This window comes from Streptomyces sp. STR69, assembly GCF_024519455.1.
Classification (GTDB): domain Bacteria; phylum Actinomycetota; class Actinomycetes; order Streptomycetales; family Streptomycetaceae; genus Streptomyces.
On record NZ_JALJRY010000012.1, the window covers coordinates 235,139 to 261,134 of the forward strand.

The 25,996-nt window shown below is 70.9% G+C and carries 25 protein-coding genes and 1 pseudogene; 12 read left to right on the forward strand and 14 right to left on the reverse strand.

Annotated elements, in window-relative coordinates:
- Nucleotides 1–63 precede the first annotated feature (63 nt).
- A complete protein-coding gene (locus OC490_RS23835) occupies nucleotides 64–246 on the forward strand; it encodes a hypothetical protein (RefSeq protein WP_262060014.1) in 183 nt (60 codons plus the stop codon).
- A 4-nt stretch (nucleotides 247–250) separates the two neighbouring features.
- Here OC490_RS23835 and OC490_RS23840 read toward each other — a convergent pair whose 3' ends face one another.
- The 3 genes and pseudogenes from OC490_RS23840 to OC490_RS49355 form a co-directional block, all read right to left on the reverse strand.
- On the reverse strand, nucleotides 251–2,194 hold the full coding sequence (locus OC490_RS23840; RefSeq protein ID WP_262060015.1) for an ABC transporter ATP-binding protein: 1,944 nt from the start codon (nucleotides 2,192–2,194) through the stop codon (nucleotides 251–253).
- A 220-nt stretch (nucleotides 2,195–2,414) separates the two neighbouring features.
- Nucleotides 2,415–2,858, reverse strand: coding sequence for a hypothetical protein (locus OC490_RS23845; RefSeq protein WP_262060016.1), 444 nt, complete (start codon nucleotides 2,856–2,858; stop codon nucleotides 2,415–2,417).
- A 335-nt stretch (nucleotides 2,859–3,193) separates the two neighbouring features.
- Nucleotides 3,194–3,802 (reverse strand): annotated as a pseudogene (locus tag OC490_RS49355) (ATP-binding protein); the annotation flags it as partial.
- A 264-nt stretch (nucleotides 3,803–4,066) separates the two neighbouring features.
- Between OC490_RS49355 and OC490_RS23855 the strand changes: the two are divergent.
- Nucleotides 4,067–4,927: a helix-turn-helix domain-containing protein gene (locus tag OC490_RS23855; RefSeq protein ID WP_262060018.1), complete on the forward strand. Its 861-nt coding sequence runs from the start codon at nucleotides 4,067–4,069 to the stop codon at nucleotides 4,925–4,927.
- Nucleotides 4,928–5,182, forward strand: coding sequence for a DUF397 domain-containing protein (locus tag OC490_RS23860; protein ID WP_019060458.1), 255 nt, complete (start codon nucleotides 4,928–4,930; stop codon nucleotides 5,180–5,182). It abuts the gene before it with no gap.
- 98 nt (nucleotides 5,183–5,280) lie between these two features.
- On the opposite strand, the gene OC490_RS23865 is transcribed toward OC490_RS23860, so the two are convergent.
- Both OC490_RS23865 and OC490_RS23870 read right to left on the reverse strand, forming a co-directional pair.
- Nucleotides 5,281–5,532 carry a hypothetical protein gene (locus OC490_RS23865; RefSeq protein ID WP_262060019.1) on the reverse strand — a complete coding sequence of 84 codons (252 nt, stop codon included), beginning with the start codon at nucleotides 5,530–5,532 and terminating at the stop codon, nucleotides 5,281–5,283.
- Nucleotides 5,517–7,028, reverse strand: a complete 1,512-nt coding sequence (locus tag OC490_RS23870; RefSeq protein WP_262060020.1) for a PLP-dependent aminotransferase family protein — start codon at nucleotides 7,026–7,028, stop codon at nucleotides 5,517–5,519. Before OC490_RS23870 ends, OC490_RS23865 begins: the two co-directional genes overlap by 16 nt.
- Before the next feature lie 46 nt (nucleotides 7,029–7,074).
- Between OC490_RS23870 and OC490_RS23875 the strand changes: the two genes are divergently transcribed.
- The gene (locus tag OC490_RS23875) at nucleotides 7,075–7,602 is read left to right on the forward strand and encodes a carboxymuconolactone decarboxylase family protein (protein WP_262060021.1); all 528 of its coding nucleotides are present in this window, start codon (nucleotides 7,075–7,077) and stop codon (nucleotides 7,600–7,602) included.
- Nucleotides 7,603–7,611: 9 nt separating this feature from the next.
- On the opposite strand, the gene OC490_RS23880 is transcribed toward OC490_RS23875, so the two are convergent.
- The 3 genes from OC490_RS23880 to OC490_RS23890 form a co-directional block, all read right to left on the reverse strand.
- Complete coding sequence (locus OC490_RS23880) at nucleotides 7,612–9,099, reverse strand: glutamate synthase subunit beta (protein WP_262060022.1); 1,488 nt, start codon at nucleotides 9,097–9,099, stop codon at nucleotides 7,612–7,614.
- A 189-nt stretch (nucleotides 9,100–9,288) separates the two neighbouring features.
- Entirely contained in the window at nucleotides 9,289–9,768 is a 480-nt protein-coding gene (locus OC490_RS23885) for a DUF1772 domain-containing protein (protein WP_262060023.1), read from the reverse strand.
- A gap of 151 nt (nucleotides 9,769–9,919) precedes the next feature.
- Entirely contained in the window at nucleotides 9,920–10,624 is a 705-nt protein-coding gene (locus OC490_RS23890; RefSeq protein WP_262060024.1) for a DUF2293 domain-containing protein, read from the reverse strand.
- A gap of 83 nt (nucleotides 10,625–10,707) precedes the next feature.
- Between OC490_RS23890 and OC490_RS23895 the strand changes: the two genes are divergently transcribed.
- From OC490_RS23895 to OC490_RS23905, 3 genes are all read left to right on the forward strand, one after another.
- Entirely contained in the window at nucleotides 10,708–11,352 is a 645-nt protein-coding gene (locus tag OC490_RS23895; protein ID WP_262060025.1) for a uridine kinase, read from the forward strand.
- Nucleotides 11,353–11,405: 53 nt separating this feature from the next.
- Nucleotides 11,406–11,798: a PPOX class F420-dependent oxidoreductase gene (locus tag OC490_RS23900; protein ID WP_262060026.1), complete on the forward strand. Its 393-nt coding sequence runs from the start codon at nucleotides 11,406–11,408 to the stop codon at nucleotides 11,796–11,798.
- A 153-nt stretch (nucleotides 11,799–11,951) separates the two neighbouring features.
- Nucleotides 11,952–12,380 carry a CBS domain-containing protein gene (locus OC490_RS23905; protein WP_262060027.1) on the forward strand — a complete coding sequence of 143 codons (429 nt, stop codon included), beginning with the start codon at nucleotides 11,952–11,954 and terminating at the stop codon, nucleotides 12,378–12,380.
- Between the two features lie 81 nt (nucleotides 12,381–12,461).
- Here the strand turns inward: OC490_RS23905 and corA are convergent, their stop codons facing one another.
- Complete coding sequence (gene corA / locus OC490_RS23910; protein ID WP_262060028.1) at nucleotides 12,462–13,589, reverse strand: magnesium/cobalt transporter CorA; 1,128 nt, start codon at nucleotides 13,587–13,589, stop codon at nucleotides 12,462–12,464.
- Nucleotides 13,590–13,848: 259 nt separating this feature from the next.
- Between corA and OC490_RS23915 the strand changes: the two genes are divergently transcribed.
- A complete protein-coding gene (locus OC490_RS23915) occupies nucleotides 13,849–14,643 on the forward strand; it encodes a methyltransferase domain-containing protein (RefSeq protein WP_262060029.1) in 795 nt (264 codons plus the stop codon).
- 123 nt (nucleotides 14,644–14,766) lie between these two features.
- Here the strand turns inward: OC490_RS23915 and OC490_RS23920 are convergent, their stop codons facing one another.
- The 5 genes from OC490_RS23920 to OC490_RS23940 form a co-directional block, all read right to left on the reverse strand.
- Nucleotides 14,767–15,681, reverse strand: coding sequence for a carbohydrate kinase family protein (locus OC490_RS23920; protein WP_262060030.1), 915 nt, complete (start codon nucleotides 15,679–15,681; stop codon nucleotides 14,767–14,769).
- Nucleotides 15,678–16,586 carry a pseudouridine-5'-phosphate glycosidase gene (locus OC490_RS23925; RefSeq protein WP_262060069.1) on the reverse strand — a complete coding sequence of 303 codons (909 nt, stop codon included), beginning with the start codon at nucleotides 16,584–16,586 and terminating at the stop codon, nucleotides 15,678–15,680. Before OC490_RS23925 ends, OC490_RS23920 begins: the two co-directional genes overlap by 4 nt.
- Before the next feature lie 172 nt (nucleotides 16,587–16,758).
- Nucleotides 16,759–17,991, reverse strand: coding sequence for a formaldehyde dehydrogenase, glutathione-independent (fdhA, locus tag OC490_RS23930; RefSeq protein ID WP_262060031.1), 1,233 nt, complete (start codon nucleotides 17,989–17,991; stop codon nucleotides 16,759–16,761).
- 257 nt (nucleotides 17,992–18,248) lie between these two features.
- Nucleotides 18,249–18,803 carry a methylated-DNA--[protein]-cysteine S-methyltransferase gene (locus tag OC490_RS23935; RefSeq protein ID WP_262060032.1) on the reverse strand — a complete coding sequence of 185 codons (555 nt, stop codon included), beginning with the start codon at nucleotides 18,801–18,803 and terminating at the stop codon, nucleotides 18,249–18,251.
- A 45-nt stretch (nucleotides 18,804–18,848) separates the two neighbouring features.
- Nucleotides 18,849–19,724: a glycerophosphodiester phosphodiesterase gene (locus tag OC490_RS23940; RefSeq protein ID WP_262060033.1), complete on the reverse strand. Its 876-nt coding sequence runs from the start codon at nucleotides 19,722–19,724 to the stop codon at nucleotides 18,849–18,851.
- A gap of 278 nt (nucleotides 19,725–20,002) precedes the next feature.
- Here OC490_RS23940 and OC490_RS23945 point away from each other — a divergent pair, with 278 nt between their 5' ends.
- From OC490_RS23945 to OC490_RS23960, 4 genes are all read left to right on the forward strand, one after another.
- Nucleotides 20,003–20,866, forward strand: coding sequence for an MHYT domain-containing protein (locus tag OC490_RS23945; RefSeq protein WP_262060034.1), 864 nt, complete (start codon nucleotides 20,003–20,005; stop codon nucleotides 20,864–20,866).
- Nucleotides 20,867–20,906: 40 nt separating this feature from the next.
- On the forward strand, nucleotides 20,907–23,045 hold the full coding sequence (gene uvrB, locus OC490_RS23950; protein WP_262060035.1) for an excinuclease ABC subunit UvrB: 2,139 nt from the start codon (nucleotides 20,907–20,909) through the stop codon (nucleotides 23,043–23,045).
- 158 nt (nucleotides 23,046–23,203) lie between these two features.
- A complete protein-coding gene (locus OC490_RS23955; RefSeq protein ID WP_262060036.1) occupies nucleotides 23,204–23,782 on the forward strand; it encodes a TerD family protein in 579 nt (192 codons plus the stop codon).
- Between the two features lie 50 nt (nucleotides 23,783–23,832).
- The gene (locus tag OC490_RS23960) at nucleotides 23,833–25,905 is read left to right on the forward strand and encodes a TerD family protein (protein ID WP_262060037.1); all 2,073 of its coding nucleotides are present in this window, start codon (nucleotides 23,833–23,835) and stop codon (nucleotides 25,903–25,905) included.
- Nucleotides 25,906–25,996 lie beyond the last annotated feature (91 nt).

Below are 25,996 nucleotides of genomic sequence, written 5' to 3' on the forward strand. Positions count from 1 at the left end.
CGGCGTTTAACTCTACGAGGCTTCACGAAGCTCTCCGAGTTCAGCACGACAGGGAGGTACAGGGTGAACGGGCGAATGGTGCTTCAGCGCTTTCCCGCCGGCGGGCCGCGTGGTTCGTGGCCGGCGGAGGAGTTCGCGCAGGCACGCCGTCTGGAAGGGCTGCCCGCCGAGGTCGTCATGGACATCGCGACCGACATGTTCCTGGTGATCGTGCGCAGCGCCGACATCGTGGACGTGGCCGCCTGACCCGTCAGCCCGCCTTCGGGGCGGGCACCTTCGCCGTGAACTGGTCCGCCTGGAGCGCGTACAGCTCCGCGTAGACACCGCCGCTGAGCAGGAGTTCGTCGGGCGTCCCGGACTCCACCAGCCGCCCCTGGTCCAGGACGTGCACCAGATCCGCGTGGCGTACGGACGCCAGCCGGTGGGTGATCAGGACCACCGTCTGGCCGGTGCCGGCCAGCGCGCGGATCTTCTCGAAGACCTCCAGCTCGGCACGGGCGTCGAGGGCCGCGGTCGGCTCGTCCACGATCAGGATGCGGCCCTTGCGGTAGGCGGCCCGGGCGATACCGAGCCGCTGCCACTGGCCGCCCGACAGCTCGTGCCCGCCGCTGAAGTTGCGGGCCAGCAGCGTGTCCAGGCCGCGCGGCAGATCCGCGACCACGTCCTCGGCGCCTGCCTCGGCGAGCGCGCCCGCCACCCGCTCCTCGGTGAGTGGCGCGGCGGACCGCCCGATGGCCACGTTGACCCGGGCCGTGAACGGCCAGCGCTTGAAGTTCTGCGCCACCATCGCGATGCGGTCGGCCAGTTGGTGCCGGTCCGCCGTCGCCGCGTCGACGCCGTCCCACAGGATCCGGCCCCGGTCCGGCCGGTACAGTCCGGCCAGCAGCTTGACCAGGGTCGTCTTGCCGGAGCCGTTCTCGCCGACCAGCGCGATGATCCGGCCGAGCGGCAGCCTGAGCGTGACATCGTCGAGCGCGGGGTGGGTGGACTCGCCCGGATAACTGAACGTGACGTTCTCGAAGCGGATCTCCCGAGGCTCCTCGGGCAGAGCCGCCCCGCCGACCGGGATCGCCCGCTCGGCCGCCTCCGTGTACAGCTTCTGCAGATCGCCCACGAAGAGGGCTTCCTCGTGCAGCTGGTTCACCGCCAGCACGAGCGTGTCGAGGCTCCCGGAACCGGTGCGGATCGCGATCACCGCCGTACCCGCCACCGACAGCGCCATCGCACCGGACAGGAGCAGCCCGCCCAGCGTCGCGTACGTCGCCGCCGTCGCGAGGCCCGTCCAGGTCGCCGCGATCAGACCGGTGCGGGCCGCGAGCCGGGCCAGCCGGGCCTGCTCCGCCTCCGCGCTCTCCGACATCGCGTGGAAGTGGCGCAGCAGGAACGGGCCGACCCCGTGGACGCGGATCTCCGGGGCCGCCTCCGGTTCGGTGAGGAGACCGCTGATGAGATGGCCGGCGCGGGCGTGCTGCACCCAGATGTGGAACGACTCGTAGCGGCGGCGCGCGTTCGTCAGGGCGCCCCACGCGCTCGGCAGCGTCATCGTCACCAGCAGCGGGAGCAGCGCCGGATGCAGCACGGTCAGCACACCCGCCGCCGCGATCAGCGAGATCACCGCGTTCATCACCCGCGTCGCCAGCGAGATCATGCGGCGGGCCGAGGAGGCACCGTACTGCGCGGTGTCCAGCAGCTTGTGGAACGCGTGGTCCTCGATCGCGGCCAGCTCCACGGCCGCCGCCCGCTGCAGATACAGCTCGGTGGCGACCCGCTCCACCTTCGGCTCCAGCCGGCCGGTCGCATACGTCGACGCGGCCCGCAGCAGCGCGCCCACCAGCAGTACGGCGGCCATCGTGACCAGGGCCGGTACGGCGCCGTGCAGCCGGTCCGCGATCGCGCCGCCGGTGATCAGCCGCCCCAGCACGCTGTTGACCGCGAGCAGACTCACCGCCTGGGTGGCGCCCCGGCCCGCCTCGGCGGCCAGCACGATCCGCGCGGCCCGACGATCGGCCTGCCAGGCCAGCCGGAAACTCGACCCCAGCATCGCCGGCAACCGCGTCACCATGGCCCGGAAACTCAGCTCCAGGAACGCGTCGGTGTGCTGGTTCCACCCCATGTCGTAGCGCAAGGGCCCACCGAAGAGCAGCTGCTCCGACGCGGACGGCCCCACCTGTCCCGAGTCACCCTTGCTTCCCACCGTCGACCTCCCCCGATAGCGGACGAACGGCCACTATCGCGGGGTGGGGCGGTGTGGGGGAGAGCGCGTGGGAAAGGGGTTGCGGGCGCGCGGGCGTACGCCGGGAGGGGCGCGCCGTACGTTTCGACCGGCGGCGAGGGATGCGCCCGAAAGGGGCGCGGGGAACTGCGCGACCAGCCCCCACCGGCCCGCAGCCAAATACCGCCCACCCCGCGGAGCGCTACGCGCTGATGGGCCGAGACCAAGAAGGCGTAGCACCCGTCACCCGGCACACAGCCAGATACAGCGGAATCGGTGGCGTATACGGCAGCTTGCCGTCAGGCCGGTGAATGAGGCCGGGTGCGCGTGGCGCGTCCGGCACCAGCGCGCCGGTGGTGTACCGCGCCGGCGCCGGCCAGTCCAGCGCGTAGTCGGAGTCGGACGGCACGATCCACCACCAGTGCGTCTCGTCGGCGTAGACACAGCCGACGCGCGGTAGACGGGGCAGGACCAGCGGTCCGAAACGGGCGGGCACCGCCACCGCGTCACAGCCGAGCGGAGCCGTCATGCCCTCGGGGACGGGCAGTCGCCGGGGCGTGCCCGGTCCGTGCAGCGCGCGCCCCAGACGGACCAGTGTGTCGAGACTGAGTACCTGGCCGGGACCGGAAGCGCCGCTCAGACCCATTCGACCCCCGACCCGAAGTCTCCGAATCCGCCGGAATCCCCGGTACCCGCCGTGTCCGCGGAGTCCGGGAGGTCGCCGGCGTCCAGGTGGCCCCGGCCTCTGGAGGTTCCTGTGTCCTCCTGGCCCGGCTCCCCGAAGTGTCCGGCGGCCTCCCGGCTCCGGTGAACGGTGCCGGTCCCGTTGCCGGAACCGATCCCGTTTCCGTGTTCCCGGCCCCCGAAGCCGCCGAGATCCAGGCCTCCGAACTCGCCGGCACCCCCATGCCCGCGGGAGGCATCCCCATGCCCCCGTCCCGGAAATACGCCCAGATTCTCGAAGGCCCCGAAGTGTGCCGTCGCCTCGTCCTCGTCGCCCGAACCGCCCGACGGCACCGGTTTGGGTCGTGCGCCCCAGCCCAGGTCGTTGCGCGGTACGGAACTGTCGTGGCCGGGGGCCGGGTGGTGGCCGTGGGTCGGGTCCGCCTGCCGGGGCAGGTCGGCCCAGACGAGCAGACCGGGGCCGTGTTCCTGTGCACCCCAGGCCCGGCACAGCGCGTCGATGAGAAGCAATCCCCTCCCGTGCTCCTCATCGGGCCGCTGCGGGGACGGATGCGGCTCGCCAGGAGCACAGCCCTCGTCACGGACGGCTATCCGCACCAGGTCGTCGCCGTCGTGCAGCTCGCAGACTATGTGGCTGCTCGCGGTGTGCACGATGGCGTTGGTGACCAGCTCGGAGACGACCAGAACCGCCGTGTCGCAGGTGTCCTCGCACACGGACCAGCCGGACAGCCGGGCCCGCGTCAGGCGTCTCGCCTGGGCAGGGGAACCCGGATGGGCGGCCAGCTCGAACCGGAACCGGCGCTCGGCAGCGATCCCACCTGGGACGGCTTCCGTGGCGGCACCGAGACCGAGGCGGCCTGCGGCGGCGTCTGTTCCTAAGGGCGCGGACGGAATCACGCTTGCCACTATCGCCCCGCCGTGAACACTTGGCAAGTGTCACTATGAAAAATGCAGAGTGCCGTATGACGCTCTGGACGGTCGTGGCACACTGCTCGCAACAGAACGTCGCGCGGCGCCAGTTGGAATCTCCGGAGGTCTGTCCCGATCTTCGAATGAGTCTTCGAATGGCGCCGCAGGGCTGTCAGGAATCGACCGCCGGGCTGTCAGGGGCTCCTTCGCCGGGCCGCCAGGGCTCATTCGCCGTACAGGACTCATTGGGGGAGGTGGAGCGTGAGCGAGCCGCGGTCCGCACCGACGGTCGGCCAGGTCGTCCTCGGCCGGCGCCTGCTGGACCTGCGGGAACGTGCGGGGCTCAAGCGCGAGGAGGCCGCCAAGGTCCTGCGTGTCGCGCCCGCCACGGTCCGCCGTATGGAGATGGCCGAGGTCTCCCTCAAGATCCCGTACCTCCAGCTCCTCCTGAAGTCCTACGGCGTCTCCGCCGAGGAGGCCGCCGCCTTCGTGCAGCTGGCCGAGGAGGCCAACAGACCCGGCTGGTGGCAGCGTTTCCACGACATCCTGCCCGGCTGGTTCTCGATGTACGTCAGCCTGGAGGGTGCCGCCGCGCTCATCCGGTCGTACGAACCGCACTTCGTGCCCGGGCTGCTGCAGACCGAGGAGTACGCGCGCGGTGTGCTGCTGTCGGGTGCCATCGGCCAGACCGAGCCCGACGAGATCGAGCGCCATGTCGCGCTGCGCATGCAGCGCCAGGACCTGCTGACACGTTCCGGCGCGCCCCGCTTCTGGGCCGTCATGGACGAGACCGTCCTGCGCCGCCCGGTCGGCGGCCCGGAGGTGATGCGTGCCCAGATCGACAAACTGCTCGACGCCACGAAGCTGCCCAACGTGACCCTGCAGGTCGCCCCGTTCTCCTCGGGGCCGCACCCGGGCACGTACGGGCCCTTCGTGCTGTTCCGATTTGCCATGCCGGAACTGCCGGACATGGTCTACAGCGAGTACCTGACCGGCGCCGTCTATCTGGACGCGCGCGAAGAGGTGGCGACCCACCTTGAGGTCATGGACCGCATGGCGGCGCAGGCCGCTACGGCACATCGCACGAAGGAGATCCTCAAGGATCTCCGCAAGGAGCTGTGAATGGATCGCATCAAGCCGCGTATGAGCGTCTACAACGGTATGCCCGCGCGGGACTTGGGAAGCGAAGGCTGGCACAAGCCGTGGAGCGGCGGCAACGGCGGCAACTGCCTGGAGGCGATGAAGCTCGCCGACGGCCGGATCGCCGTCCGCCAGTCCACCGACCCGGACGGGCCGGCACTGATCTACACCACCGACGAGATGACGGCCTTCATCGAGGGGGCGAAAGCGGGCGAGGCGGATTTCCTGCTCTCATGACCCGGCTTGTGACCCAGCTGTGCTGAATGCTTTTTCCTTAATGAACCTGCTCATTTTGGTACTGACTTGATCGCACCGGCATCCCGGGATGCCGCATCTCAGAGCCACACCGGCAACGGCGGCTGCTCCGGCCGGCCGGGGCCGAGGCTCAGCGCGTAATAGATCTGCTCGATCGAGGGCGGTCCGACGGCGATATTCCGCCGGGCCGCCCTCGTCGGCGTCCGCCCGTCACGAATGGGCAGTCGTACGACGGTCGGCCCAGCTCCGCGCGGTTCGGCGAGCCGGGCCACCAGCATCCGGTCGGCGCGTCCCTCCACCGGGTCGGCGCCGAACATCACCCCGCGGCCCACCGCCGGTGGATTTCGTGAGCCGGGGCAGCGGAGGGACCCGTCGGCCCGCCGGGCGGGAGCACCTCGCACAGCGCCGCCAGCGCGGCACCGAACGCGGCTTCCGAGGGCGTCGCGTACCCCACGACGAGACCGTCCTGAACTCCCGCCGCCGGCCCCGTGGTCGCCGCCTCCGGATGCCGGAACGCGGCCAGTCCGTCCAGCGCGACGCCCTGCCACGCGGCGGCCTTCAGCGCGGAGCGCTCCGTGCCGGGCGGCAGCCGCAGCACCGCGTGCAGGCCGGCGGCGACTCCGGTGACCTCGATGTGCGGGGCCCGCGCGGCGAGCGCCGCGACGAGGCGGTCACGGCGGCTCCGGTACCGCTGCCGCATCCGCCGCACATGACGGTCGTAGGACCCCGAGGTGATGAAGTCGGCCAGGCTCAGTTGGTCGAGGACGCTCGCCCAGGCCTCACGTTCGCCCTTGGCCGCGAGTACGCCCTCGACGTACCGCTCCGGCAGGGCCATCCAGCCCAGGCGCAACGCGGGGGACAGGCTCTTGCTGACCGAGCCGAGGAGGATCACCTGCTCGGGGTCGAGGCCCTGGACGGCGCCGACTGGCTTGCGGTCGTAGCGGAACTCGCCGTCGTAGTCGTCCTCCAGGACCACCCCGCCACGCGCGCGTGCCCAGTCGATCACGGCGGCCCTGCGCTCGGCGTGCAGCGGGCCGCCGGTGGGGAACTGGTGCGCGGGCGTGAGCAGTACGGCCCGCTCCTTCGCCAACTCCTCGACGCGCGCGCCGTGTTCGTCGACCGGCAGCGGTACGGTCCGCACGCCGGCCGCGCGCAGCAGCTCCCGGTGGAAGCCGAGTCCGTACGCCTCCACGGCCAGCGGTCCGCGCAGCACCCCGCCGCCGCCCTGGCCGAACAGCAGCCGCAGTCCGTGCGCGAAGCCGGAGCAGATCACGATCCGGTCGGGTGCGGTGCGTACGCCACGCGCGCGTGCCAGGTATTCGGTGAGCGCCTCCCGCAGCTCGACCCGGCCGGCCGGGTCACCGGGCCCGAACACCTCGTCCGGCGCCTGCTGGAGCGCCCGCCGGTACGACGCGAGCCAGGCCGTGCGCGGGAACGCCGACGCGTCGGGCGTGCCCTGCCGCAGGTCGTGCCGGGGCGCACGCGCGCGTGGAGGTGCCGTAACCGGGCCGTTCCCGGCGTGTCGCGTCGGCTGTGCCCGTAGGGGTCGGGTTCTGTCGGCGACCCGGGTGCCCGAGCCCTGGCGCGCGGTCAGCCAGCCCTCCGCGACGAGTTCCGCGTAAGCGTCCGCGACCGTGTTCCGGGCGACCCCGAGGTCCGCGGCGAGCGAGCGGTACGGCGGCAGCCGGGTGCCGGGGGCGAGCCGCCCGCCGCGCACAGCCTCGCGCAGCGCGTCGATGAGGGCGGCCCGCCGGCCGCCGGTTCCGGACAGCTCCAGATGCAGATCGGCCCCGATCCGCTCCGCCGAATTGACCCATGCTTTCGCCATGAAAATGCACCCTACAGGGGGTCTTTCCGGCTCGTAGATTTGTCGCATGACGACGAACACGAACGCGAACACGAACGCGAACACGAACGCGAACACGGACACGAACGCCCAGGTCACCGTCCCGGCGACCCGCCTCGACCTCGCCCGCTCCGCCCCGAAGGTCTTCCGCGCTCTCATCGGCTTCGACGCCGCCGCCCGCGAGGGCCTCGACCCGGCGCTGGTCGAGCTGATCCAGATCCGTGCCTCGCACCTCAACCGCTGCGCCTACTGCCTCCACATGCACACGAACGACGCCCGCAAGGCCGGCGAGAGCGAGGACCGGCTGCACATGGTCGCCGTCTGGCGCGAGGCCCGGCACTTCTTCACCGAGCGCGAGCAGGCGGCCCTCGCCCTCACGGAGTCGGTGACCCTGGTGGCCGACGGCGGTGTCCCGGACGAGGTCTACGCGCAGGCGGCCGACCAGTTCGACGAGGAGGAACTGGCCCACGTCCTGTCCCTGATCCTCACGATCAACACCTGGAACCGGGTGGCCCTGTCGACCGCGAAGGTGGCGGGCACGGACCAGCGACGCTGACGCGGGCCGTCACACCGTCATCGGCCGGTCGTACGGCCCGATCGGCGCCGGCAACTGCGAACTCCCCGTCAGATAGCGGTCGACGGCCGCCGCCACCGCCCGCCCCTCCGCGATAGCCCACACGATCAGCGACTGGCCCCGCGCCGCGTCCCCCGCGACGAACACGCCCCGCGCGCTCGTCGCGAAGTCCGCGTCCCGGGTGATCGTGCCGCGCGGCGCCATCGCCAGCCTCAGCTGGTCGATGAGCCCGTCCTCGCGGTCGGGCCCGGAGAACCCGAGGGCGAGCAGCACCAGATCGGCGGGCAGGCTGCGCCCGGAACCGTCCAACGGGCGCCGCTCCGCGTCCACTTCGACCAGGTGCAAGGACCGCACCCGTCCGTCTGTGTCCCCCTCGAAGCGGAGCGTGGACGCCGCGAACAGCCGGGCGTCCGCGTCCGCCGCGGGCGCCGTCTCCAGGTCCCGCGCCTCCTCGTGCGCGGCCGACAGCCGATAGATCTTCGGATACGTCGGCCAGGGCTCCGCGTCCTCGTCGCGCTCGGCGTCCGGCTGGGCGTAGATGTCCAACTGCGTGACGGACGCGGCCCCTTCACGTACCGCCGTGCCGAGACAGTCGGCCCCCGTGTCGCCGCCGCCGACGATGACGACATGCTTCCCGGCGGCGGACATCGGGGACTCGGCCAGGTCCCCCTCGCACACCCGGTTGGCCAGCGGCAGATACTCCATCGCCTGCTGGATGCCGGTCAACTCCCGCCCCGGTACGGTGAGTTCACGCCACGCCGTCGCTCCCGTGGCGATCACCACCGCGTCGTAGCGCGCCCGCAGTTCGGCCGCTCCGACATCCCGCCCGACCGTCGTGGACGTACGGAACTTGGTGCCCTCGGCCCGCATCTGCTCCAGCCGCCGTTCCAGATGCCGCTTCTCCATCTTGAACTCGGGGATGCCGTACCGCATCAGCCCGCCGAGCCGGTCGTCCCGCTCGTACACGGCGACCGTGTGCCCGGCGCGCGTCAACTGCTGTGCCGCGGCAAGGCCGGTGGGCCCGGAGCCGACCACCGCGACGGTCCGCCCGGACAACCGGTCCGGCGGCCTCGGTGGCGTGAAACCGTCGGCCCACGCGCGGTCGGCGATGGCCACCTCGACGTTCTTGATGGTGACCGCGGGCTGGTTGATGGCGAGCACGCAGCCCGCTTCGCACGGCGCCGGACACAACCGCCCGGTGAATTCGGGGAAGTTGTTGGTGGCGTGCAGCCGGTCGGCCGCCGCCCGCCAGCCGTCCCGGCTGACCAGATCGTTCCACTCGGGGATCAGGTTGCCGAGCGGACAGGCGTCGTGGCAGAACGGGACGCCGCAGTCCATGCACCGGTCGGCCTGTCTGCTCACGATCGGCAGCAGCGCGCCCGGGACATACACCTCGTCCCAGTCCCGTACCCGCTCGTCGACGGGCCTGCGGGGCCACTCCTCGCGCGGAGTGGTCATAAAACCCTTGGGATCGGCCATGGCGGTCTTCCTCGCGTCCGCATGCGACAGGCCGTGCGTCATCGAGCGGCACTCTTTCAGCCACGATAAGGCCCTCCGGCCGAGCGCGCAGAGTGGGCGAGACCTCTTTCTCAAGGGGGTTTCCGCAGGCTTGTGCCGCCCCTGCCCGGTGGCTTCTCAGCCCGCGCCCAGTTGATCTTGGGACTTCGCTCAGGCGAGGGCAAGTATGTAGACCAGCGCGGCGGCGGCCGAGGCCATCGCGCGCACGTGATTCCACATCGTCCACTCGCGCACGTACGACGGCCAGTACGCGGCGGCCTCCGGGGTCCCCGGGTCCAGCTTCAGCAGGGCGTCGTTGCGGGGCACGTTCGCGACGAGGGTCAGCCCGAACGCCCCGAACAAATACAGCGCGCTGCCCAACAGCAACTCCGCGGTCCCCTGATCCGGCCACAGCACGAACGTCACCACCGCGATCACCGCGCACACCAACGCCGAACCGGCGAACAGCAGCATGAACGCGGGAGTCATCGCCGCCCTGTTGATCGCGTTCATCGCGGCGACACCCTGCGCGGGCGGCAGCTCGGCCAGCCCCCGCATGACCAGCACGGAGAAGGCGCAGAACACACCGGCCATCACCCCGGTCACGAGCACCCCCAGAACCGTCAGCGCGAAATACGGTTCACCGATCATGCCGATACCAACTCCCGCCCGTAGAGCCGAGATCCTGCCCACCACCAACCATCACGACAAGTCGAACCCATCCCCGCCCGCGCAACCATGGCCGAGAATCGCCGGACCATACGCGAGCGTCCACGGCACCGCTCGCCGATGCTGACGGACGTCATGCCGGGACGTCCCGCCAGTCCCGCAGCACCCGTTCCACCTCCGCCGTGATCCGCCGTCGTGCCTCGTGCCTCGGTACCCCGCTCATCAGCAACTGGTCGTACGGCGTGTCCCCGTGCCGTACGGACGCCGCCACCGCCGAGACCACCGCGCCCTCGGACAACGCCCGTCCCGCCGCACTCCGCCCCACCCGCCCGCTGCCCCGCAGCGAGGCGTGCGCGGCGATCGTCCGGGCCCGCTCCTTGGGGCAGCCGGGGAACAGCCGTCGTATCTCCGCCGCGAACGCCTCCGCGAACCGCACGTCCTCCACGGCCCGCCGCCCCGCGTCCCGCACCCGGCGCCGCCGCCGTGCCTCAGCGTCCGCGAGGCACCGTTCCTCGGCCTGGGCGAGCCCCGCCTCCTCGACGAGGACACCCTGTCGCTCGTACCGGCTCCGGCGCCGGTTGAACCGCACCACCACCGCCGACAGCGCGCTCTCCTCCCGCGCCCTGCGCGTCAGCGCCGTGTCGCCGCGCGGCAGGAACACCAGATGCCCGAGGTCGGCACAGTCGAGACAGCGCGGCACCCCGCCCTCGACGACCAGCAGCGCCAACGGCCCACGCCGACACCCCGCACAGTGCCGTTTCCTGAGCGGCTGGACGACCACGAGTCCGCCGACGGCCACAAGTCCGTTGCGGATCGGGGGAGTCGAGAGCGATGCCATACGAGATCCATTCCCTGCCATCGCGCACCTCTCTCCTGTCTCCTCTGCCGACCCCTGACCGAGGCCTGACGCATCATGGCCCTGTGCGACTGGAAGCGATCACCTGGGACCGGCTCGGCGACCTCCTCGCCGAGCATCTGCTCGACCTGAAGCCGGCCGACGGCAGCCCCTGGCCGCGCATCGCCTTCGACGGAGCCCCGGCGGCCCGCCCGGGCGACCTCGCCGAGCGGGTCGCGGAGGCGCTGCGCGTCCGCGGCCGTTCCTCGCTCGTCGTCGGCACGGAGGGCTTCCTGCGCCCCGCCTCGCTGCGCCTGGAGTACGGGCACCAGGACGCCGACGCCTACTACGACGGCTGGTTCGACACCCGGGCCCTGTGGCGCGAGGTGTTCGGCCCGCTCGAACCGAACGGCGACGGCCGCGTCCTGCCCGACCTGTGGGACCCGGCCGCCGACCGCGCCACCCGCAGCCCCTACGTTCAACTCCCGCCCGGTGCCCTCCTGTTGCTGCACGGCCCCCTCCTCCTGCGGCACTGGTTCCCCTTCGACCTGACCCTCCACGTCCTCCTCTCACCGGGCGCCCTGCGCCGCCGTACCCCCGAGACCGAGCACTGGACCCTGCCCGTCTTCGGACGCTACGAGGACGAGACCGACCCGGCCGGCACAGCGGACGTCCTGGTGCGCGCCGACGATCCACGGCACCCGGCCTGGGGCGGGCTGCCCAATGGCTGAGAAACCCGACCCAAGGGCTTTTGTATGCGTGTGCATTTAGTTAGGGTGTCGCCATGCCGATCTTCGACGACTCCGTCCGTGCTCTCCTCGACGGCAAGAACTTCGCCGCCGTCGCCACCGTCCGCCCCGACGGCGCCCCGCAGACCTCCGTGGTCTGGATCAAACGCGAGGACGACACCGTCCTCTTCTCCCCCCTCCAGGACCGGCAGAAGGTGCGCAACCTCCGTCACGACCCCCGCGTCAGCCTGTCGGTGTTCGACCTCGCCAACCCCTATGTCTCGGTCGAGATCCGCGGCACCGCCGAGATCCTCCCCGACCCCGACAAGCGGCTCCCGCACGAGCTCTCGCACAAGTACCTCGGCATCGACCCGCCCGCCGAGCGGGACGACCAGGTGCGGGTCATCGTCCGCGTCGTGCCGCAGAAGATCGTGGGCTTCCAGGTCTGACCGCCGTCCGAGTGCCGTCCCGGATTCCGGTCGGCGCACCGGAAGTCCCGACCGTCCGGGTGCGTTCGTCCCGCCGCGCGGCGAGAATGTAGGGCGCCGGGACTAGCGGAACGTTCTGTACCGCGCCGGCCGTCCGGCACCGGGAGGTACTTCATGACCACCGCCGGAGACATCATGCACCGGGGCGCCCAGTGGATCCCCGCCCATGAAACCCTGGACCGCGCCGCCCAGCTGATGCGCGAACTGGGCGTCGGAGCCCTGCCCATCAGCGACGAGAACGAACGGCTCTGCGGCATCCTCACCGACCGGGACATCGTCGTCGGCTGTGTGGCCATGGGCCACGATCCGGCGAAGGTCACCGCGGGCGAGATGGCCCAGGGCACGCCCCGCTGGATCGACGCCGGTGCCGATGTCGGCGAGGTGCTCCAGGAGATGCAGGGACACCAGATCCGCCGGCTTCCCGTGATCGAGAACAAACGCCTAGTCGGCATGATCAGCGAGGCTGACCTCGCCCAGCATCTGACGGAGGACCAGCTCGCCACCTGGGTCGAGAACGTCTACGCCCGAAGCGCCATGCGCTGAAGCTCCGACCGGTCGTGCCTGGGCCGTTGGACGGTTGTGCTCTGAGCCTCAGGGTGCTTGTGCTCTGGGTCGCCGGGTGGTTCAGAGCCAGCCGTTGCGCCGGAAGCCCCGGTACAGCGCCAGGCAGGCCACGGATATCACGCCGAGGATCAGGGGATAGCCGTACCGCCAGTGCAGTTCCGGCATGTTGTCGAAGTTCATGCCGTACACACCGCACACCATCGTCGGTACGGCGATCACCGCTGCCCAGGCCGTGATCTTCCGCATGTCCTCGTTCTGCGCGACCGTCACCTGGGCGAGGTGTGCCTGCAGAATCGAGTTGAGCAGTTCGTCGAAGGACGCGATCTGTTCCTTCGCCCGCAGCAGGTGGTCGGAGACATCGCGGAAGTAGGCCTGTATCTCCGGTCCGACCACCCGCATCGGCCGGGTGGACAACGCCTCCAGCGGGCCGCTGAGGGGGACCACCGCCCGCTTCAACTCCAGCAGTTCTCGCTTGAGTTGGTAGATACGGCCCGGGTCCGCCCGCGCGCCGTTCTGCGCGAACACGTCCGTCTCCACCTGGTCGATGTCCGCCTGCACCGAGTCCGTGACGCTCAGGTAGTCGTCGACCACGTGGTCCGCTATCGCGTGCAGCACCGCGGCCGGTCCCTTGGCGAGCTGCCGGGGGTTCGACTCCAACTCCTCGCGCAGCGGCCCCAGCGATCCGTGCCGTCCGTGCCGCACGGTGATGACGAACTCGGCGCCGACGAACACCATGATCTCGCCGGTGTCCACGACCTCGCTCGTCGCCGTCAGCTTCTCGTGCTCGACGTAGCAGACCGTCTTGAACACCGCGAAAAGCGTCTCGCCGTAGCGCTCCACCTTCGGGCGCTGATGGGCCTCGATCGCGTCCTCGACCGCCAGCGGGTGCAGGTTGAACAGCTCGGCGATGCCCGCGAACTCCTCGTTCGTCGGCTCGTGCAGACCGAGCCAGACGAACCCGTCGTCCTTCTTGCGCACCCGCTCGACGGCGTCCACCAGATCGCCGCCGACCGGGACCCGGACACCGTCCTGATACGTGACGCACTTCACCACCGAGGAGCCCAGGGGTGACCGGGCGTGGTGGCTCAGGTCGACGCGCGGGCGCCGTCGCGCCAGCCGCGCCACCTTGCGGAGGCCGCCGACCCTGCCCAGGCCCGTGACCTTCCGAAGATTCCCTGCCATGGACATCCGGATCTCCTTGCGTGGATCCCCTCGCATCGCATTTCTGCGCCTGGCGTGCCAGTTTGCCAGGCCGACGTGAGCGGTGGGTAAGCCCGTGGGAACGGAATCCTCCGCTTTGTTCCCGCCTGTGGACGAAGCCGTGCGTACGCCTTGTTCCCCGCTGTGGACGCAACCGTGCGGGAGCGGGCGCACGGCCGTGGCAAGGGCGTTCCGAACCGGAGCGTCGACCCCTCCCGACAAGCGGGGCAACTGGGATGATCGCGGCATGACGCGATCCGACGGGTATCTCCTCGACAACCGGCAGTCCGAGGCGGGGCAGCGCTTCGACGCCTTCGCCACGCTCTTCGACCCCACGACGTTCCGGCATCTGGAGGGGTTCGGCGTCGGACCCGGCTGGCGGGTCTGGGAGGTCGGTGTCGGCGGCACCTCGGTGGTGTCCTGGCTGGCCAAGAAGGTCGGCCCGACCGGGAAGGTCGTCGCGACCGACATCGACACCTCCCAGGTCGCCTCGGTGGCCCGCCCGCCGATCGAGGTGCGCGTCCATGACGTGGGCGCCGAGGAGCCGCCGGGGGAGGGCTTCGACCTCGTGCACGCGCGGCTCGTCCTGGTCCATGTCCCGGACCGGGAACGGGCGTTGCGCTCGATGATCAAGTCCCTGCGCCCCGGCGGACGCCTCCTGATCGAGGACGCCGACCCCGCCCTGCAGCCCTTGCTCTGCCCCGACGAACACGGCCCCGAGCAGCAACTGGCGAACCGTCTCCGCAACGGCTTCCGCGCCCTCCTCGCCGACCGCGGAGCCGACCTCTCCTACGGCCGCAAACTCCCGCGACTGCTCCGCGAGGCCGGTCTGCGCCGGGTGGAGGCCGACGCGTACTTCCCGGTCACCTCACCGGCCTGCGCCGCCCTGGAATCCGCCACGGTCCGCCAGATCCGCGACCAGCTCGTCACCGCGGGCCTCGCCACGGACGAGGACATCGACCGCCATCTGGCCAACGTCGCCTCCGGCACGATGGACCTGGCGACGGCACCGATGATCTCGGCCTGGGGGCGGAAGGCGTAGGCGGGGGCGGGAGTTGGCGCCGGTTGGGTGGGGGAGGGGGGCTTCAGGGGTGTTGGCCCGGCCGGCGGTGCCTTCGACGCCGGGACGTCGTGGGAACGCCCTCGCCGCAGGGGTCGATCGCCGTCACCCCCGCCCGGGCGGTCGCCCTCCCACCCGTTCCACCGCTCGCGCCCCCGCCCGGCACCCCTCCCGTGCCGCCTCCTCCGGATCGGCGCCCGTCAGAAGCGTCGCGAGGAACGCCCCCGTGAACGCGTCGCCCGCGCCCGTGGTGTCCCGGGGCGTGGCGGGCTCGGCCGGTACGCGTGCGTGGACCGTGCCGGAGCGGGCCACCAAGGCCCCCTCGGCGCCCTGCTTGGTGACCACCAGGGGGACATGGCGGCTCAACTTGGCCGCCGCGTCCGCCGGATCGGGCAACCCGGTGAGCAGACACGCCTCGTCACGGCTGGGCAGCAGCACGTCCACCCCCTCCACGAGCCCTAGGAAACGGTCCACGCCCAGCTCCACCAGGAACCCCGCAGACGCCGGATCCAGACTCACCGGCACCCCACGCGCGCGTGCCGACTCCATCGCCGCTGCCACCAACGCCCGGCTCGGCTCGGCGAACAGCAGATAGCCCGACAGATGCAGCCGTACGACACCGTCCAGCAGCGAGTCCGACCAGTCCTCGGGACCGAGCCGAAGGGCCGCGCCACTGTCGGTGAGAAACGTCCGCTCGGCAGAAGCCCCCGTGTCGACCAGACAGATCACCGTCCCGGTCGCCGCCTCCGGATCGACCACGAGCCGGGGCCGCACCCCGGAGGCGACCAGCTCCCGTTCGTGCCATGCCGCCGCGTCCGCACCCACGCGACCGAGCAGCCGTACGTCCGCGCAGCCCCAATGGGCCGCCCAGCACGCCACGTTGGCGCCCGCGCCGCCCGGCACGGTCCGGATCACGGCGGCGGTGTCGGTGCCCGGCGCGAGCGGTCCCCGGTGCCGGGCGACGACGTCCGTGACGACGTCCCCGACGACCAGGAGCGCGCCCTTCGGCCCGGTCGTCACGCCTCCTCGGCCCAGGCCGCCGCGATCCGCCCCGCCAGTCGTACGTTGCCGCGCACGGCCGCCAGGTTGGCGCTCAGCGAGGCACCGTCGGTGTGCTCCACGAGGTAGCCGAGGAGGAACGGGGTGACCGCCTGCCCGGTGACGCCCTCCGCCTCGCACGCGTGCAGCGCGTCGGCGAGCACGCGGGCATGCAGCTCGGGATCCAACTGCTCGTCCTCGGGCACGGGGTTGGCGACGATCAGCGTCGACTCCGGGGCGTCGAGCGCGTCCTGCGCCCGCATCACGGCCGCCACCTGCTCCGGGGTCTCCAGCGTCCACTCCACCGGGTACCCGGAGTCGGAGAGGTAGAAGCCGGGGAAACGGTCCGTGCCGTACCCGGCGACCGCCACGCCCAGCGTCTCCAGTCGCTGCAAGGTCGCCGGCACGTCCAGGATCGACTTCACGCCCGCGCACACCACCGTGATCCGGGTGGACGCCAGCAGCCCCAGGTCGGCGGACTCGTCCTGCGTCACCGTCCACTCCCGGTGCACCCCGCCGAGCCCTCCGGTCGCGAACACCCGGATGCCGGCCCGCGCCGCCAGCAGCGCCGTCGCCGACACCGTGGTAGCCCCGCTCGCTCCCGCCGCCACCGCGAGTGGCAGGTCGCGGTGGCCCAGCTTGCGGATTCCGTCCTCGTTGGCGACCCGCTCCAACTGGTCCTTGTCCAGGCCGACATGGGGCCGCCCGTCCAGCACGGCGATCGTCGCAGGGACGGCCCCCTCCTGCCGTACCGCCGCCTCCAGTTCCAGCGCCACCTGCAGATTGCGCGGGCGCGGCAACCCGTGCGCGATGATCGTCGACTCCAGGGCCACCACGGGTCGACGCGCGTCGATCGCCTCGCGTACTTCCTCGGACACCACCAGCACCACGCGCCTCCTGTCGTTCGGTCTTTCCTCATCCCTGGCGGGCTCAGTGCCCGGTCAAACCCTCGCGGGCTGTGGGGGACACCACCAGCATCCGACATGGAAGGACACGGAAGGACACGGAAGGACACGGAAAACGGGGGCCACGCGTGCGTGGCCCCCGCGTTCCCGTGCGTCAGACCGGGCTCACGCCCGCCAGCGTCCCGTGCGGATCGAGCACGTACTTGCGGCTGGCGCCCTGGTCGAACTCGGCGTAGCCGCGCGGTGCGTCCTCCAGCGAGATCGGGGTCGCGTTGACCGCCTTCGCGATGTGCACACGCCCGTGCAGGATCGCCATCATCAGACTCCGGTGGTACGTCATCACCGGGCACTGACCGGTCGTGAACCGGTGGCTCTTGGCCCAGCCGAGGCCGAGCCGCACCTTCAGGGTGCCGCTCTTCGCGTCCTCGTCGACCCCACCGGGGTCGGCGGTGACATACAGCCCGGGGATGCCCAGGGCACCGCCCGCGCGCGTGACGCCCATCAGCGAGTTGAGGACGGTCGCCGGCGCCTCCGGGGCGTTCGGGCCGTGCGCCCGTGCCTCGAAGCCGACCGCGTCGACCGCCGCGTCCACCTCCGGCTCACCGACGATCTCGGCGATCTGCTCCCCGATGTCGCCGCGCGAGACATCGACGGTCTCGCAGCCGAAACTCCTTGCCTGGCCCAGGCGTTCGGGGTTCAGGTCGCCGACGATGACCACCGCGGCGCCCAGGAGCTGCGCCGACGCCGCCGCCGCGAGACCGACCGGACCCGCCCCGGCTACGTACACCGTGGACCCGACCCCGGCGCCCGCGGTGACGGCGCCGTGGAAACCGGTCGGGAAGATGTCGGAGAGCATGGTGAGATCGAGCAGCTTCTCGCGTGCCTCGTCCCGGTCGGGGAACCTCAGCAGGTTGAAGTCCGCGTACGGGACCAGGGCGTACTCGGCCTGACCGCCGACCCAGCCGCCCATGTCGACATAGCCGTAGGCCGCCCCCGGACGGGCCGGGTTGACGTTCAGGCAGATGCCGGTCTTGCGTTCCTTGCAGTTGCGGCACCGCCCGCAGGCGATGTTGAACGGTACGGAGACGATGTCGCCCACGTCGATGAACTCGACGTCCGGACCCCGTTCGACGACCTCTCCGGTGATCTCGTGTCCGAGGACCAGTCCCTCGGGCGCGGTCGTCCGACCGCGCACCATGTGCTGGTCGCTGCCACAGATGTTGCTGGCGAGCACCTTCAGGATGACCCCGTGCCGGACCTTGCGGCCGACGTTGGCGGGGGCGACTCCCGGCCCGTCCTGCAGTTCAAGCGTCGGGTAGTCGATGGTCCTGACTTCCACCGCTCCCGGCTTGAGATACGCGACTGCCCTGTTTCCGCTTCCACTCATGCGTGATCGCCGTCCCTTCGGCTCCGATCCCCCGGATGCCAGTGGCTGTGCGCGCGCATGGCGGAGTCTGCTACCGGCTCGGCCTCCCGGCCACCCTTCGCGGGCCATTGGAAACCGTGGTTCTCCGGGAGTGGGCGAACAGCGCCGGTGCGGCCAGGGGGATCAGCAGGCAGGCGGCGATCAGATTCAGCCAGCCGTAGCTCGCCTCCGCGACCACCCGGCCGGCCATCGCCCGGCCCAGCCACCTGCCCGAGCGCTCAGAACAACGGCTCGGGCAGCACCCCCTCCAGTGCCAGCAGCTTTCTCTTCGTCTCCAGGCCGCCCCCGAACCCGCCGATGCCGCCGTCGCTCTCGACGACCCGATGGCAGGGCACGACGACCGGCAGCGGGTTGGAACCCATCGCCACCCCCACCGCCTGGGCCGCGCGCGGCTGGCCGACCCGCCCGGCCAGGTCGCCGTAGCCGACGACCGAGCCGTACGGGACGCCGGACGCCAGCTCGCGCAGTACCTGTCGGTTGAAGCCGGAGATCAGGGACCAGTCGAGGGGCAGGTCGAAGTCGCGCCGCGTTCCGGCGAAGTAGGCCTCGAACTGACGTATCGCCTCGGCCAGCAAGGGGGAGTCGGGCGCCTCGACCGGTTCGGTGCCCAGCCGGGACGCCAGCCGGTCGAGTGTCCTCTCGCGCACCGCGTCCGTGGCGTGGAACACGACGTTGACCAGGCCGTCCGGTGTCGCGGCAAGCAGCAGCGGACCGATGTCGGTGCCGACGACGGTCCACACGACCCGCTGCTCGTTCTGCCCATGGCTGTCCATGCGCCCACCGTACGACCCGGCACTGACAACGCCCCGCGAGCGGTCTCAGAACCCGTTCAGCGCGGACCGCACCACGTCCGGTCTGTTGGTGATGAGGCCGTCCACGCCGTACCCGGCGACCTTCCACGCCGTGGGCGCGTCGTCGACGGTCCAGGCGTACACCTCCATCGGAGTGCCGTGCGGGCCGGTGAACCCGTGCACGGCGGAGACGTAGCTCGTGGAGATCGAGCCGTACGACGGGTTGATCAGGTCGGTGAAGACGGCGTACTCGTGCAGGGCGGACACGGAAGGTGTGCCGAGGAAGCCGGTCCTGATGCCCGGGGCGAGGTCGTGCACGATCCGGATGCTGGCCGCGCTGAAGCTCTGCACGATCAGCCGGCCGTCGACGTGGGAGGGGTCCAGCCATCCTTCGTTGCCCAGGACCTTGAGGGTCTGCTGCTCGATGCCGGGGTACAGCTCCGGGTTCTTGATCTCCAGGAGCAGGCTCTGGTGGTTGTGTTCCACCTCGCGCATGTACTGCGTGAGCGTGGGCACGCGCGTGCCGGTGTACGCGGGGCCGAACCAGCTGCCCGCGTCGAGGCGGGCGATCTCGGCGGCGGTGAAGTCCTTCACCTTCCAGGGGGCCCGGTCCGGGAACACCTTCGCGACGTCGGTGGTGCGCTTCAGGCTGTCGTCGTGGATGACGACGAGTTCGCCGTCCTTGGTGCGCTGGACGTCGTTCTCCACCCACTGGAAACCGAGCCGGGCCGCCTTGTCGATGGAGGCCAGGGTGTTCTCGGGGGCGTAGGCGGACGCGCCGCGATGGGCGACCACGGTGGGCCACTCGGCGTCGTCACCGGCCCTGGCCTGGGGGGAGGGGAGCAGGAGGGCGGCGGCCCCCAGGAGCGCGGTGGTCGAGGCGGCAACTGCGCGCAGGTGCATGCGTACTCCTCGCGTCGAGCGATCACATACAGCTCAAGGATGACAGCGGAACGTCACTACCCGCCGGGTACGGGATGGACACAGAATGAATGGAGTTGCCCAAGTCCGCTCACCGGTGCCGCACATGTGGGGCAGGGCCGTGTTTCTTTGCCGGAAAATCGTTCGACCATTCCGGTGGGGGTCATACTCTCTGCGTCGACCCTGACCGTTCCTGCGGTCCTGGGGCTGGGCGGGTTTCAGGGATTCCGGGACGGAACAGGGCGGAAGGGTTACTGCGCATGCGGGGCACGGTCGACGGATTCAGCTACGGACTCGTCACACCGCTGGTGGCCTATCTCATGGCCTGCCTCGGCGGTGCGCTCGGCCTGCGCTGCACCACCAGATCGATGCTCGTGGCCCAGTCCTGGCGCCCCGGCTGGCTCGCCCTCGGATCGGCGGCGATCGGTTCCGGCATATGGACGATGCACTTCATCGCGATGATGGGTTTCTCGGTCCGCCAGACACCGGTCCACTACGACAAACCGATGACCTTCGCGAGCCTCGCCGTCGCCATCGTCATGGTGGGCGTCGGGATCTTCATCGTCGGCTACCGGGGAGCCAGGGGGACGGCCCTGTTCACCGGCGGCACCCTCACCGGCCTGGGCATCGCCTCGATGCACTACCTGGGCATGGCCGGCATGCGCCTCAACGGAAAGCTCGAATACAACACCTTCACCGTCGCCGCCTCCGTCGTCATAGCGGTCGTCGCCGCGATCAGCGCCCTGTGGGCGGCCGGACAGGTCCGCGGGTTCCTGTGGAGCGTGGGCGCGAGCCTCGTCATGGGGCTCGCCGTCACCGGCATGCACTACACCGGCATGGCCGCCCTCACCGTCCACGTCCACGGCACGGCCGCGACCACCGACGGAGTCTCCGCCGCGTCACTGCTCGCGCCCATGATGATCGGCCCCCTCGCCTTCCTCCTCCTGGCCGGCGTCGTCGTGATGTTCGACCCGCTGATGGTCATGGGGAAGCCCGCCCGGCTCCCCGTCGAGCACAAGCCCGGCGTCCCGGCCGGCGCCGTCGTCCCGCACCCCCGGCGCACCCCGGTCCGCGCCGATCGCGACCTCGGACACCGCGGCTCCCGCACCCCGCAGAACCGCTGATCCGACCCCGTTGTCAGTGGCGGGTCGTACGGTTGGTTCCATGCGGCCCGTTTCCCACATCGAACGCACGGTGGCGCCTTTCGAGGTCGTCAGTTCCTACCAGCCCAGCGGCGACCAGCCGGCGGCCATCGCCGAGCTGGCCCGGCGCGTCGAGGCAGGTGAGAAGGACGTCGTGCTGCTCGGCGCGACCGGCACCGGCAAGTCCGCCACCACCGCGTGGATGATCGAGAAGCTCCAGCGCCCCACCCTCGTGATGGCGCCGAACAAGACCCTGGCCGCCCAGCTGGCCAACGAGTTCCGCGAACTCCTGCCGAACAACGCGGTCGAGTACTTCGTCTCGTACTACGACTACTACCAGCCCGAGGCCTACGTCCCGCAGTCGGACACCTACATCGAGAAGGACTCCTCGGTCAACGAGGAGGTCGAGCGCCTGCGCCACTCCGCGACCAACTCGCTGCTCACCCGCCGCGACGTCATCGTGGTCGCCTCGGTCTCCTGCATCTACGGCCTCGGTACTCCGCAGGAGTACGTGGACCGCATGGTCCCCCTCAAGGTCGGCGACGAGATCGACCGCGACCAGCTGCTGCGCCGCTTCGTGGACATCCAGTACACGCGCAACGACGTGGCCTTCAGCCGGGGCACCTTCCGCGTCCGCGGCGACACCATCGAGATCTTCCCGGTCTACGAGGAACTGGCCGTCCGCATCGAGATGTTCGGCGACGAGATCGAGGCCCTCTCCACCCTCCACCCGCTGACCGGCGAGATCATCAGCGAGGACGAGCACCTCTACGTCTTCCCGGCCTCCCACTACATCGCGGGCCCCGAGCGCATGGAGCGGGCCGTCAACGACATCGAGAAGGAACTCGGCGAGCGGCTGGCCGAGATGGAGAAGCAGGGCAAGCTCCTGGAGGCCCAGCGCCTGCGGATGCGCACCACGTACGACCTGGAGATGCTCCGCCAGATCGGCTCCTGCTCCGGCGTCGAGAACTACTCGATGCACTTCGACGGCCGCGAGCCCGGCTCCGCGCCGAACACCCTGATCGACTACTTCCCCGAGGACTTCCTGCTCGTCATCGACGAGTCGCACAACACGGTCCCGCAGATCGGCGCGATGTACGAGGGCGACGCCTCGCGCAAGCGCACCCTCGTCGACCACGGCTTCCGACTGCCCTCCGCCCTGGACAACCGCCCCCTGAAGTGGGAGGAGTTCCAGAAGCGCATCGGACAGACTGTCTACCTGTCGGCGACCCCCGGCAAGTACGAACTCTCGCGCGCCGACGGCGCCGTGGAGCAGATCATCCGTCCCACCGGCCTCATCGACCCCGAGGTGGTCGTGAAGCCCACCGAGGGCCAGATCGACGACCTGGTGCACGAGATCCGCAAGCGCACCGAGAAGGACGAGCGGGTCCTGGTCACCACCCTCACCAAGAAGATGGCCGAGGACCTCACCGACTACTTCCTCGAACTCGGCATCCAGGTCCGCTACTTGCACAGCGACGTCGACACCCTGCGCCGCATCGAGCTGCTGCGCGAGCTGCGCTCCGGCGAGTTCGACGTCCTGGTCGGCATCAACCTGCTTCGAGAGGGCCTCGACCTGCCCGAGGTGTCTCTGGTGGCCATCCTGGACGCCGACAAGGAGGGCTTCCTGCGCTCCGGCACCTCCCTGATCCAGACCATCGGCCGCGCGGCGCGCAACGTCTCCGGTCAGGTCCACATGTACGCCGACAGGATCACCCCGGCGATGGAGAAGGCCATCGAGGAGACCAACCGCCGCCGGGAGAAGCAGGTCGCGTACAACACGGAGCGCGGCATCGACCCCCAGCCGCTCCGCAAGAAGATCAACGACATCGTCGCGCAGATCGCCCGCGAGGACGTCGACACGGAGCAACTGCTCGGCTCGGGCTACCGCAAGGCCAAGGACGGCAAGGGCGCCAAGGCCCCGGTGCCCTCACTCGGCGGCAAGGCCGCGAGGGCGTCCAAGTCCGCCCAGGGGAAGGCCAAGGACGGCGTGCCGACCGACCGCCCCGCGGCCGAACTCGCCGAGCAGATCGAGGAGATGACGGCACGCATGCGTGCCGCCGCCGCGGACCTGCAGTTCGAGGTCGCGGCCCGGCTGCGCGACGAGGTCCACGAGATGAAGAAGGAGCTGCGGCAGATGAAGGAGGGCGGCCTGGCCTGATCGGCGGGGGGGACTGCCGGACCTCGGGGTATGCGCTCTGTGTTGCAAGACCGACACAAAGAAGGAACCGGGGTTCGGCACTGTCAGTGCCGCTGCGTAGGGTTCTGGGCAGCCGCGGATTCCGCGACAACAGGGGACAGTTCGAGAGGGGAACAGCCGTGACGGTCAATATGACCAAGGGTCAGGCCATCAGTCTGCAGAAGAACGACGGATCCGGCCTGACCGCGGTGCGCATGGGTCTCGGCTGGCAGGCGGCTCCCCGGCGCGGCCTGTTCGGCTCGCGCACCCGGGAGATCGACCTCGACGCGTCCGCCGTGCTGTTCGCCGACAAGCAGCCGGTCGACGTGGTGTTCTTCCGCCACCTGGTGAGTGACGACGGATCCGTCCGTCACACCGGCGACAACCTCGTCGGCGGTGTCGGCCAGGGCGGGGACGACGAGGCCATCCTCGTCGACCTCGCGCGCGTGCCGGTTCACATCGACCAGATCGTCTTCACCGTGAACTCCTTCACGGGCCAGACCTTCCAGGAAGTGCAGAACGCGTTCTGCCGCCTGGTCGACGAGACCAACGGCCAGGAGCTGGCCCGTTACACACTCGCGGGCGGCGGCCAGTACACGGCCCAGATCATGGCGAAGGTGCACCGCTCCGGCTCCGGCTGGACACTGACGGCCCTCGGCACACCGACCAACGGCCGCACCTTCCAGGACCTGATGCCGGCGATCCTGCCGCATCTCTAGGGCGGTCCGGCGCACACAAGACGACACGGCTGAGCAGGGGGACGAGCGCGATGGCGGCCGAGCTGGTGCGAGGGCAGAACCACCCGCTCTCCCAGATGCGTCTGGAGATCCGGGTCGCGGCCGGCAAGCCGGTCGTGGCCGCCGCCACGCTCGGCGACGAGCACGGCAGGATCCACGGCGTGGAGTGGGTGGCCCACCCGGGCACACCCACCCTGCCCGGCCTTGAGGTCTCCAAGCAGGCCGCCGCCGACCACCGCCTCGCGGTGGATCTCGGCGCCGTGCCGGAGGCCGTGCACCGCGTCAGCGTGCTGCTCGCGCTGCCCCTCGGCGCCGAGGGCCCCACCCGCTTCGGGGCCGTCGCCGCACCCTTCGTCGCGGTCACCGGCCTCGACGGCACCGAGGTCGCCAGCTACACGATCACCGGCCTGGACGCCGAATCGGCCGTCGTGGCCCTGGAGTTGTACCGCAGACAGGGCGCCTGGAAAGTGCGCGCCGTCGGCCAGGGCTACGCGGGCGGCCTGGCCGAACTCCTCACCGACCAGGGCCTGCCCCAGGCAGCCCACCTCGCGGGCAGCATCAACGAAGCGGTGGCCCGGGGACTCGCCCGCTCCGTGGCCGCACCCCCGCCGCGCACCGCGGACGGCGACCGCACCCGACAGACGGCCACACCGGGAATCGGCCCCGAGGGGAGCGGCGCCACGACGCAGGGCGCACCCGGCGCTGTCGCACCGCAACCGACGTCGCCGTACGACGCGCAGGGCACCCCCAGCGCCGTAGCGCCGCAACCCACGTCTCCGTACGGTCCGCAGGGCACCCCGGGTGCCGTGGCGCCGCAGTCCGGATATCCCGGTGCCGCCGCGCCCGCGGATCCCGCCGCCCAGGCCGCCGGGACCGCCGCCGGTGGGCCGATCGACTACAGCCACCCGCGTCGGCAGACGGGGGCGCCTCCTTCGCCCGCGCCGACCGCGCCCCCGGCTCCGCCCGGACAGGCCGCGCAGCCCGTCGCCGGTGACGCGACGGGGTGGTCGATGGAGGAGCGGCTCTACAACCAGGTGTGGGGCATGTTCGAGGACCTGGCCCGCACCATGGCCGCGTACCGCAGCGCGGTCGACTTCGCCGACTCGCGCATGGAGAAGGAGCTCGACCAGGCTTTGTCCGACCCGCGCAGCCGGATCGGCGGCCAGGGCGACGCGGCCCGCGAGGCGGCCCAGGCCAAGCACGCCCAACTCGTCGACCAGGCGCGGGCGGCCCTCGACCGGGATCTCGCCCAGCTGGCCGCCGAGTCCGAGGTGGTCGAACCCGCGCTCCCGCTGGCCTTCGCCGGCTGGGACAACCCCGTCTGGCACGGCTACCGCGTTCCGATGGAGATCCCCATGGCGCTGCGCCTGGGCGACCTCCATCTCCCGGAGAGCCCCGACCTGCGCATCCCGATGCTGGTGCGGCTGCCGTTGGAGCGCGGTCTGTGGATCGACAGCGGTGGCGGGGAGTCCCTGGACGGCTCGTTCGCCGACTCCCACGAACTCCGGCGCCTCGCGCTCGACACGGCCGTGGCGCACGCGGCGCGGCTGCTGGCCGTCTATCCGGTGGGCGAGTTCGCCGTGCACGTCATCGACCCGGCCGGTTCGGCGGCGCAGGCGCTGGTTCCCCTGGTGCACACCGGTGTGCTCGCGGCGCCGCCCGCCGTGGGGGCCGCCGGGGTCGCGGACGTGCTGGCCAGGCTCACCCAGCGGGTCGATCTGGTGCAGATGGCGGTGCGCGGCGGAGCCGCCGACTCGCTGCCGCCCGGCCTCGACACGGCCGAACAGCTGCTGATCGTCAACGACTTCCCGCACGGCTTCGACGACCGTGCCGTGACCCAGCTGCGCTATCTCGCGGACGAGGGCCCGGCCGTCGGCGTCCATCTGATGATGGTCGCGGACCGTGAGGACGCGGCGGCCTACGGCCCGTTGCTCGACCCGCTCTGGCGTTCGCTGATGCGACTCACCCCGCTGCCCGACGACCATCTCGCCGACCCGTGGGTCGGTCATGCCTGGACGTACGAGCCCTCGTCCGTGCCGCCCGGCAGTCAGGTGCTCCAGCGGGTGCTGACCGAGGTCGCGACAGCGCGTACCAAGTACAGGTAAAGGGCTCTCACCTGCTATTTTGTCTTTCTTTTGCCCATCCCTTTACCTTTCCTTGGTGATTGGGGTAAGCTCTTCCGTACGGAGGGGAGTA